The sequence below is a fragment of the Microcoleus sp. PH2017_05_CCC_O_A genome (assembly GCF_020738785.1).
Classification (GTDB): domain Bacteria; phylum Cyanobacteriota; class Cyanobacteriia; order Cyanobacteriales; family Microcoleaceae; genus Microcoleus.
The window spans coordinates 45657-54588 of the sequence record NZ_JAEQCB010000041.1; the positions used below are offsets into that span (position 1 = coordinate 45657).

Annotated in this window: 9 protein-coding genes; 7 read left to right on the forward strand and 2 right to left on the reverse strand. The window is 46.9% G+C overall.

Translation table 11 applies throughout. The features are described 5' to 3' along the window. The first annotated feature begins 3 nt into the window (after positions 1–3). Entirely contained in the window at positions 4–1101 is a 1098-nt protein-coding gene (locus JGK20_RS11670) for a chemotaxis response regulator protein-glutamate methylesterase (protein ID WP_293197766.1), read from the forward strand. 114 nt (positions 1102–1215) lie between these two features. On the opposite strand, the gene JGK20_RS11675 is transcribed toward JGK20_RS11670, so the two are convergent. Continuing rightward, positions 1216–1374, reverse strand: coding sequence for a hypothetical protein (locus JGK20_RS11675; protein ID WP_293205150.1), 159 nt, complete (start codon positions 1372–1374; stop codon positions 1216–1218). A gap of 5 nt (positions 1375–1379) precedes the next feature. Between JGK20_RS11675 and JGK20_RS11680 the strand changes: the two genes are divergently transcribed. Both JGK20_RS11680 and JGK20_RS11685 read left to right on the forward strand, forming a co-directional pair. Then, complete coding sequence (locus JGK20_RS11680; RefSeq protein ID WP_293230520.1) at positions 1380–2489, forward strand: glycosyl transferase; 1110 nt, start codon at positions 1380–1382, stop codon at positions 2487–2489. A 180-nt stretch (positions 2490–2669) separates the two neighbouring features. Beyond that, positions 2670–3086: a secondary thiamine-phosphate synthase enzyme YjbQ gene (locus tag JGK20_RS11685; RefSeq protein ID WP_293197760.1), complete on the forward strand. Its 417-nt coding sequence runs from the start codon at positions 2670–2672 to the stop codon at positions 3084–3086. A 146-nt stretch (positions 3087–3232) separates the two neighbouring features. Here the strand turns inward: JGK20_RS11685 and JGK20_RS11690 are convergent, their stop codons facing one another. Then, positions 3233–3754 carry a heme-binding protein gene (locus JGK20_RS11690; RefSeq protein ID WP_293197757.1) on the reverse strand — a complete coding sequence of 174 codons (522 nt, stop codon included), beginning with the start codon at positions 3752–3754 and terminating at the stop codon, positions 3233–3235. Positions 3755–4178: 424 nt separating this feature from the next. On the opposite strand from JGK20_RS11690, the gene JGK20_RS11695 reads away from it, so the two are divergent. The 4 genes from JGK20_RS11695 to gltD all read left to right on the forward strand — a co-directional run bounded on the left by JGK20_RS11695 (position 4179) and on the right by gltD (position 8817). Beyond that, positions 4179–5384, forward strand: coding sequence for an EAL domain-containing response regulator (locus JGK20_RS11695; RefSeq protein ID WP_293197755.1), 1206 nt, complete (start codon positions 4179–4181; stop codon positions 5382–5384). Between the two features lie 493 nt (positions 5385–5877). Continuing rightward, positions 5878–6300, forward strand: coding sequence for a DUF202 domain-containing protein (locus tag JGK20_RS11700; RefSeq protein ID WP_293176630.1), 423 nt, complete (start codon positions 5878–5880; stop codon positions 6298–6300). Positions 6301–6360: 60 nt separating this feature from the next. Beyond that, on the forward strand, positions 6361–6762 hold the full coding sequence (locus tag JGK20_RS11705) for a DUF202 domain-containing protein (RefSeq protein WP_293197753.1): 402 nt from the start codon (positions 6361–6363) through the stop codon (positions 6760–6762). 570 nt (positions 6763–7332) lie between these two features. Further along, entirely contained in the window at positions 7333–8817 is a 1485-nt protein-coding gene (gene gltD / locus JGK20_RS11710) for a glutamate synthase small subunit (RefSeq protein ID WP_293230522.1), read from the forward strand. Positions 8818–8932 lie beyond the last annotated feature (115 nt).

Here is an 8932-nt window from a genome sequence, read left to right on the forward strand (position 1 = left end):
AAAATGTCCCAGATCAAGGTTTTAATTGTTGATGATTCGGTAGTGGTGCGCCGATTGTTAAGTAACGTACTCGACGGCGATGCAGCACTGGAGGTTGTGGGGACTGCACCCAATGGTAGAATTGCTTTAGCCAAGATTTCTCAGGTGAATCCAGATTTGATTGTGCTGGATGTGGAAATGCCGGAAATGGATGGTTTGGAGACGCTAGTGGCAATCCGAAAACTTGACAAAAATATTCCTGTAATTATGTTTAGCGCGCTCACAGAGTTGGGCGCTGTTGCTACTTTAAATGCTCTGGCGCTGGGTGCTACGGATTACGTGACTAAGCCTCATAATATGAAGAGCAAGGAAGCGGCGCTAGAACACATCCGCGAGCAATTGATTCCGAAAATTAAGGTTTTTTGCAATGGTGGCAAGATGCCAAAAGTGGGGAATATTCAAGTACCTAAGACTCACAATAATCCCACACCATTGCCAGTTAAATCGGGTTTGATTTCGTCGAATTCAGCGGTCAATTTTAAATCTAAAATCGAAATTGTAGCGATTGGGGTTTCGACGGGTGGGCCAAATGCTTTGGAAACTATTTTGCAGGATTTGCCGGCTAATTTTCCTGTACCAATTGTGATTGTGCAGCATATGCCGCCGGTGTTTACGAAGCGTTTAGCCGATCGCCTGACCGAAAAGTGCAAAATTAGAGTGGAGGAGGCTGTGACGGGAAGTATTGTTGAGCCAGGAGTTGCTTGGATAGCGCCCGGTGATTACCATCTGGTTTTGGAAAAACAGGGTTTTGGGGTGCGTATTCGCACGCATCAAGAGGCGCGAGAAAATTCTTGCCGCCCTGCGGTTGATGTGCTGTTTCGATCGACTGCTAAGATTTACGGTGCTGGAGTTTTGGGTGTGGTGCTGACGGGAATGGGGCAGGATGGGCTGCTGGGCTGTCAGAATATCCGGGAGGCTGGGGGTAAGATTATCGTTCAAGATGAGGCTAGCAGCGTTGTCTGGGGGATGCCGGGAAGTGTGGTTAATTCTGGTTTTGCCGATCGAGTGGTATCCTTACAAGACATGGCACGCGAAATTATCGATCGAGTAATGAGTCAGTAGTCAGTTGGCAGTTGGCAGTTGGCAGTTGGCAGTTGGCAGTAGTCATTAGTTATTAGTTATTAGTTATTAGTCATAGTGCGAGCGTCCCCGCTCGCGAACGTTATTAGTCATTAGTTAGTTGCTACAAATTCTCTTCGGATCGATGCCCGATGCCCTGCGCGGGCCAATGCCCCATTCCCCATTCCCCATTCCCCATTCCCCATTCCCCATTCCCCATTCCCCATTCCCCATTCCCCATTCCCCATTCCCCATTCCCCATTCCCCATTACCCATTACCAATGTCTCGACCAACATTATATATTGCCATCACCAATCATGGATTCGGCCATGCCGTCCGAGTTTCCTCCGTAGCTGCAAAAATCCAAGAATTAAACCCAGATATCTTACTAATTATCACCACAACTGCACCTCGCTGGCTGCTAGAATGTTATATTACTGGTGATTTCATCCTCCGTCCCCGCGCTTTTGATGTCGGAGTTGTGCAGGCTGATAGCTTGCATATGGATAAAGAGGCAACTCTAGAAAAATTGCGGGAAATTCGGGAAAAGCAAAATTCACTAATTGCAGGCGAAGTGAATTTTCTTAAGCAAAATCGCGTGGATTTGGTGCTGGCAGATATTCCTCCTTTGGCAACGCGAATGGCGGCAGCGGCTGGGGTTCCTTGCTGGATGATGAGCAATTTTGGGTGGGACTTTATCTATCGAGATTGGGGCGGGGAATTTGACGAAATGGCGGATTGGATTGGTGAATGCTTCGGAAAGTGCGATCGGCTTTTTCGTCTTCCTTTACACGAACCGATGCCAGCTTTTCCTAATATTGAAGATGTCGGCTTGACTGGCGGCAATCCTCGCTACAGTAATGATAAAATTCGGGAAGTATTTGGAATTGAATCACCGCCGGAAAAAACTGTGTTGCTGACTTTTGGCGGACTGGGTTTAGAGGCAATTCCTTATCACAATTTACAGCAATTTAGCGATTGGCAATTTATCACTTTTGATGCGGGAGCTCCCGATTTGCCGAATTTGATTAGAGTCAAACATCAGCAGTTTGCACAATCTTTCCCAATTTTACCGCGCCCGGTCGATATGATGCCTGTCTGCGGCCGCATGGTTTCTAAACCGGGATACAGCACTTTTTCGGAAGCTTTGCGCTTGGAAATACCTGTTGTTTCTATCATGAGAGATGGTTTTGCCGAAGCTGCTGTCTTGTTGGAGTGGCTGGAAAAGTATGCGGAACACCAAGTTGTGACTGCGGCGGAGTTTTTTGAGGGGGATTGGGGGTTTTTGCACAAGCCGCTGCACCCGCCCCGTTTGTCGGATAAGTTGGATAAGCACGGTACGGAGGCGATCGCCCAAGCTGTTGTAGACTATTTTAAAGATGAGGATTAGGATGACGGCGATTGAAATCTCGTCTACACCAACAATAGACGAACAATTGCATTCCCAAGCTTTGCTATCTTGAAATTATCTGCGTTTATCTGTGTTAATCTGCCTGACATCTGCGGTTGACATATCAATTAAAGATTGATGCAAAAAATCTAAAATCTAAAATCTAAAATCTAAAATCGAATGCTTCATCACCAAGAAATACTCAAAATTAAAACTACAGGCAAGTCTCTGTACAATATCAGTCTTAAGATAGAAGATGTGGTAGCAAATTCAGGTATTAAAACAGGACTTTGTAGCTTGTTTTTGCGCCACACTTCTGCTAGCTTGGTGATTCAAGAAAATGCTGATCCGGATGTACTGACGGATTTGGCTAATTTTTTGGCTAAACTGGTACCGGAGGGCGCAAGTTACATTCACGATGCCGAAGGCCCAGACGATATGCCGGCGCACATTCGCACTGTACTGACTCATACTTCTGAACAAATCCCGATCGCACGCGGTAGATTATTGTTAGGAACTTGGCAGGGAATTTACCTTTGGGAACACCGCCAGCGGGGCCACATTCGCGAACTCGTGGTTCACATCAGCGGCAGTTGACAGGATGGGCATGGGGCATGGGGCATGGGGCATGGGGCATCGGTAACTGGTAATTGGTAATTGGTTGCTACTCATTTGTGATTGGTATCCCCTTACAAATAACAAATAACAAATAACAAATAACTACCGACTGCTGACTGCTGACTTTATTTATTAGAACGTTCGATAGGAATTTGTACTTCACTGATTTTAGTGGATTCCGGCGTCATGGGCGAATTGTAAAAAAAGCGGCGCGGCGGCCCGGCTATTTCGTATTCGGGATGTTGTTGAAGCCAATCTTTGAGTTGGGAGAGGTTATTTTCGTAGCTTTCCCAAGTGTAGGCGCCGCGCACGCCGATACTGACAACTGTCATCGGTGAAGTATCCGTGACTTCCACAGCAGGGTTAACGCTGCTGGGGGCGATATTTGGTGCGGGATACAGGAATGAAACTTCTGCAACAGGAATTGCATCGATTTGCTCGGAAGTTGCAGTGTAGCGCGCTTCTACTGGCGTTGTCATCGCAATTTGGTTGTTGCTGATGTGTTGAAACAAAGGATTGAATGCGATTCCTGTCGCTTGTCGCAAATCGCCCGCGTGGGTGTAGGTGACAGCGCGGTACTGAGGATATTGCTTAACTTCTATGACGCCAATATTTGCGGGCTCAGGAAATCCACTTGGTAATACCATTTTTGATGTTTGATTTGAGGTTTTACACTAAACAATGAGGAAAGACTTACTCCGCAAGGGTTTTAAACTTGCGGGCAGTTGCATTGTTTTTGGCAACTGTTATAAATAGGTTGAGATTGTTTGCAGACGATCGCTCTAGTGGCACAATCAGTTTAGCAGTTATTCAGGGTGCTGCTAACTGTCGATCGCCTAAAATTAAGTTTAGAGATTTATTAACTAACCTCGTAATAATACGGACGGCGCTAAGTAAGCAGAGAAACATTAATCAAGTTGTCCTTGGAAAATGAGGGTTTTTCAGGGGCGTCTGCTATTTTTGTCGGAAAATATTCCGCTGTGAAGTCGATCGAGCTGTGCGTTCTCAGCTATTCTCACACCGATCGGGTTCAACTACAGGGTCAATTATATCGCTTTCAGGGAATGACATATGAACAAGATTCTAGTGATTGAGGACGATAGAGTAATTCGCGAGAATATTCTCAAACTCCTCAAAGCTGAAGGTTTCGACGTGACGGGTGCAGAAAATGGAGCGATCGGCTTAAATGCGGCGGTGTCAAATCTTCCTGACGTGATTCTTTGCGATGTAATGATGCCGCAACTTGACGGCTATGGGGTGCTGGCGGCATTGCGATCGCATCCTGTTACTGCTACAGTACCTTTTGTGTTTCTGACTGGTAAAGCCGAGCGCTCTGAAATGCGCCAAGGCATGGAATTGGGAGCTGATGATTACCTGACTAAGCCTTTTACTAAAGCTGAACTTGTGGGCGCCGTATCGAGCCGCTTGAAAAAACAAGCAGCTTTGGCCAAACAGCAGAGTAATTTGCGATCGGAAAGCAACGAATTGCTGCAAGAAGCCGCAGATAAATTAGAGCAGATAAAAACAAATCTGTGCGGCGCCCTGGAACGAGAAGAATTCCAAGTTTACTATCAGCCGCAGATCGATGTTCAGACGGGTCAAATTATGAGCGCCGAAGCCTTAGTGCGCTGGCTGCATCCAGAAAAAGGGCTGATTTCGCCCGCCGAATTTATTCCAGATGCTGAAGCAACTGGTTTCATCGTACAATTAGGCGAGTGGGTTTTGCAAACAGCTTGCAGGCAAATGCAACTTTGGCAAAACGCTGGTTTTTCCTTGCAGCAAGTAGCGGTAAATCTGTCGCCGCGCCAATTTAACCAGGCGAATCTCAGCAGCAGAGTTGCCGAAATTTTAGCAGAAATTGGTTTAGCACCGAGCAGTTTGGAATTAGAACTCACCGAAAGTATGATGGTGAAGGATGCCGAAAGTGCGATCGCTACTTTGCAACAATTGAAAGATTTAGGAGTTTCTATATCTATTGACGATTTCGGCACAGGCTATTCTTCCTTAAGCTATCTGACACAATATCCCTTCGATGTTTTAAAAATTGACCGCTGTTTTATCAGCAACATTACCGATGGTTGCACAAATGCAGCGATTGTGAAAGCGATTATTGAAATGGCGCACAGTCTCTGTCTTGAAGTAGTTGCCGAAGGAGTTGAAACAGAAGCAGAAAGAGATTTTCTCTGGCGCTACGAGTGCGATGCTATGCAAGGATATTTGTTCAGCCCTCCCGTGCCGGCTGCGGATTTTGAGGAGTTGCTAGTAGAGGGGAAATAAGCTGTACTGCATCTAGATTGTGTATGGTGTTCGAGAGGGAGAGGACTATAACTGCTTCGCTCGGAGGGTAAAGAAAGGAGGAGAGAATTTTTGATGGTCATCGCAATATACAATTTAAATTCAGTACAGCTTACTTATCGGCTACTGCCACTCTTTCTGTCTCGAAAAATATCAATAAAACCTTTGTAATTTCCTTTCTATCAAGACAGATAATGTACGAGTTTTGGGTAATAAATATTTATGATAATTTTAATAAAATTTTATGGTTTAAGCTGAGATAAACTGACTTAAAATGATAACATAAAATCTCTGCTTTAGCGCAGACAAGTTCCCCCTGATATCAAATCCGATTCGATCGTCCTGTATTCATCTCTATCTTCCCTCTCTGTGCCCTCTGTGTTCTCTGTGGTTAAATCATTCCGATACAACCAGAAGACAAGCTAAAAAAATAAATATTGCTCCAGGTTTCCAGTCAAAATTAAGAGTTCGATCTATGCTGTTACCATTTAAATCGCCAAAAGCAGATACGCAAAAAACCAAGCGACACAATCCCTCGCGGGTGCGCGATCATTTAGCAAACGAGCGCACTTATTTAGCGTGGATGCGAACAGCGATCGCCCTGATGGGTTTTGGCGTCGTCATCGTCCGCCTGCGAGCCTTCCACCCGCCTCTTTTGCCGACTCCGGGTAATGGCTGGAAGTTGGGTTTGCTGTTTTCTGTGGTGGGTTTGCTGACAGTGTTAATTTCCACTCAGCACTACTTTGCTGTGCGTCACGATATCGATTACGATACTTACGAGCCTACGGACAGGTGGGTGCTGCTGTTTAGTTTGGCGATCGTACTTTTGGGCATGGGAGTAATTTATTTTATCTTCTCAGTTCCCGGTACCGCAGCTAGTTTCATGAGTCCCGAATAATCCGAGTGTTTCCTAAATATATCTAAAAGTGCGATCGCCCCAGATATTTCCTTCAAACCGATGACAGTAGACGAGGAAAAACTCAAGCAGGAAAATCTGTCAAAGGCGATCGATCGCTCTGCAAACGAACGTACCTTTCTGTCGTGGATGCGAAGTGCGATCGCCCTCATGGGTTTTGGCGTCCTGATCGTGCGGTTTCGCGTCGTGCAAATCCCCATACAGCACCGTCACGGCACGGGTTGGAAGTTGGGTTTAGTCTTCTCTCTGGTGGGTTTAGCAACCGTGTTAATCTCAACTAGAAAATACTTTATTGTGCGCCGCCAAATTGATGAGAATACCTACGAACCGTCAGATGGGTTGATATTTCTCTTCAGTTTAGCTGTTGGGTTATTGGGGATGGGAGTAATTTTTTTTATTTTTGCAGCCGCCGTAAGTTCGCGCAGTTTTGTTATCCCCAATTGATTGCACAAAGCATTGATACCATCTCTAGTAAATCACCCGTCACAAAAAAGGTTCGTAGTCAGGACTTTAGTCCTTCTTCCTGAGGACTTTAGTCCTCCTTAAGAACCACTTTTATTATAAAAACTACTGGTATTATAGTATTTAGAGAGCAGCACGATGGGACTGCGCTGAAAAGTTGCCAGATGTGGGAGTATCAGCAATATTTGAGATATGGCACTATTCTCAATAAGTTATTGAAAAGCGGGCGGGACAGCCCACAATCAAATTAATTCTTTGTGGAACAGGCAAAACGCCTGTTGTTGAGAATAGTGCCATATATCCAAAAAATCGGACTCGACGCTTGAAACCACGTCAGAGTCAAACTCTCGTCTAGGCCAAGCAGACTAAAGAACAAACAGCGTTTTTGGGCCAGATGATGTGTAGCTAGGGCAATATAGAAGATTTCAGGTACGAATTGATCTATCTGAGGTGCGATCGCCCGCAATTTATATCACAATAGTTATTTCAGAAGCCTACAGGCCTCAGCTTTGACAAATTATCAGAATAGTAAATTCTAACAAAAACAGCACTATGGGAAAACCAACAGGCTTTATCGAATTCTTGCGCGAATTGCCCTCCGAACTCTCACCAGTCGATCGAATCCACAACTGGGACGAATTTCACCTACCGATGGAGGAAGACAAACTCCGCAGCCAAGGCGCGCGCTGCATGGACTGCGGCATCCCATTTTGCCACACCGGCAGCATCATCAGCGGCATGGCAAGCGGCTGCCCGATTAACAACCTCATCCCCGAATGGAACGACTTAGTATATCGGGGATTGTGGAAAGAAGCCCTAGACAGACTGCACAAAACCAACAACTTCCCCGAATTCACCGGCAGAGTCTGTCCCGCCCCCTGCGAAGGCGCTTGCGTGCTCGGCATCAACAACCCGCCTGTCACGATTAAAAATATCGAAGCGTCGATTATCGATAAAGGCTGGGATGAAGGCTGGATTACCGCCGAACCACCAGCTAAACGCACCGGCAAAAAAATCGCTGTTATCGGTTCCGGGCCCGCTGGTTTGTCGGCTGCGGCGCAATTGAACAAAGCCGGTCATTTGGTAACTGTATACGAAAGAGCCGATCGACCGGGAGGCCTGTTAATGTACGGCATCCCCAACATGAAATTGGACAAAGAACAAGTCGTGATGCGCCGCCTCAAAGTCCTCGAAGACGAAGGCGTAACATTTGTCTGCAACACCGAAGTCGGGAAAGACTTACCAGCCGAACAACTGCTAAAAGAATACGACTCAGTTGTAATCTGTACCGGCGCCACCAAACCCCGCGACTTAGGCATCGAAGGGCGGGAATTAAAAGGCATCCACTTCGCGATGGACTTTTTGACAGCCAACACCAAAGCAGTATTAGACAAGAGCACCAACGATAACTTCATCTCCGCCGAAGGCAAAGATGTGGTGATTATCGGCGGTGGCGACACCGGCACCGACTGCGTGGGCACCTCCATCCGCCACGGCTGCAAAAGCCTGGTACAGCTAGAAATCCTGCCCAAACCGCCCTCGGAACGGGCAGCCAACAATCCCTGGCCCGAATGGCCGAAAGTCTACCGCTTGGATTACGGCCAAGAAGAAGCCGCAGCCAAATTCGGCGATGACCCGCGCGGCTATCTCACCACCGCCACGAAGTTCGAGGGCGACGAAAACGGCAACGTCAAAGCCGTGCACACTGTTGAGGTGGAGTGGGCGAAAAACGAGAAAGGGCAGTTTATTCCCAAGCAAATTCCCGGTACTGAAAAAGTGTTGCCGGCGCAGGTTGTGTTGCTAGCGATGGGCTTCCTGGGCCCGGAACAGCCGCTGTTGGATGCGCTGGGATTGGAACGCGACGCCCGCAGCAATGTGAAAGCCGAGCACGAAAAGTATACAACCAGTATTCCGGGAGTTTTTGCGGCTGGGGACTGTCGCCGGGGACAAAGTTTGGTGGTTTGGGCGATTAATGAAGGGCGCGGCGTGGCCCGGGAGTGCGACCTTTATTTGATGGGTGAAACCGATTTGCCGTAGTTGATTGATGCGATCGATAGGTTCGTAGTGAGGACTTCAGTCCTTTCTTTTCTTGCGGACTAAAGTCCTCACTACGAACCAAAATAGGTTTGTAGTAAGGACTTCAGTCCTTTCT

Bases quoted from the DNA above. Each gene is read 5' to 3' on its own strand.
- JGK20_RS11695 (WP_293197755.1), top strand. From the start codon at position 4,179: ATGAACAAGATTCTAGTGATTGAGGACGATAGAGTAATTCGCGAGAAT.
- gltD (WP_293230522.1), top strand. From the start codon at position 7,333: ATGGGAAAACCAACAGGCTTTATCGAATTCTTGCGCGAATTGCCCTCC.
- JGK20_RS11705 (WP_293197753.1), top strand. From the start codon at position 6,361: ATGACAGTAGACGAGGAAAAACTCAAGCAGGAAAATCTGTCAAAGGCG.
- JGK20_RS11700 (WP_293176630.1), top strand. From the start codon at position 5,878: ATGCTGTTACCATTTAAATCGCCAAAAGCAGATACGCAAAAAACCAAG.
- JGK20_RS11690 (WP_293197757.1), bottom strand. From the start codon at position 3,754: ATGGTATTACCAAGTGGATTTCCTGAGCCCGCAAATATTGGCGTCATA.
- JGK20_RS11675 (WP_293205150.1), bottom strand. From the start codon at position 1,374: ATGGGTAATGGGGAATGGGGAATGGGGAATGGGGAATGGGGAATGGGG.
- JGK20_RS11680 (WP_293230520.1), top strand. From the start codon at position 1,380: ATGTCTCGACCAACATTATATATTGCCATCACCAATCATGGATTCGGC.
- JGK20_RS11685 (WP_293197760.1), top strand. From the start codon at position 2,670: ATGCTTCATCACCAAGAAATACTCAAAATTAAAACTACAGGCAAGTCT.
- JGK20_RS11670 (WP_293197766.1), top strand. From the start codon at position 4: ATGTCCCAGATCAAGGTTTTAATTGTTGATGATTCGGTAGTGGTGCGC.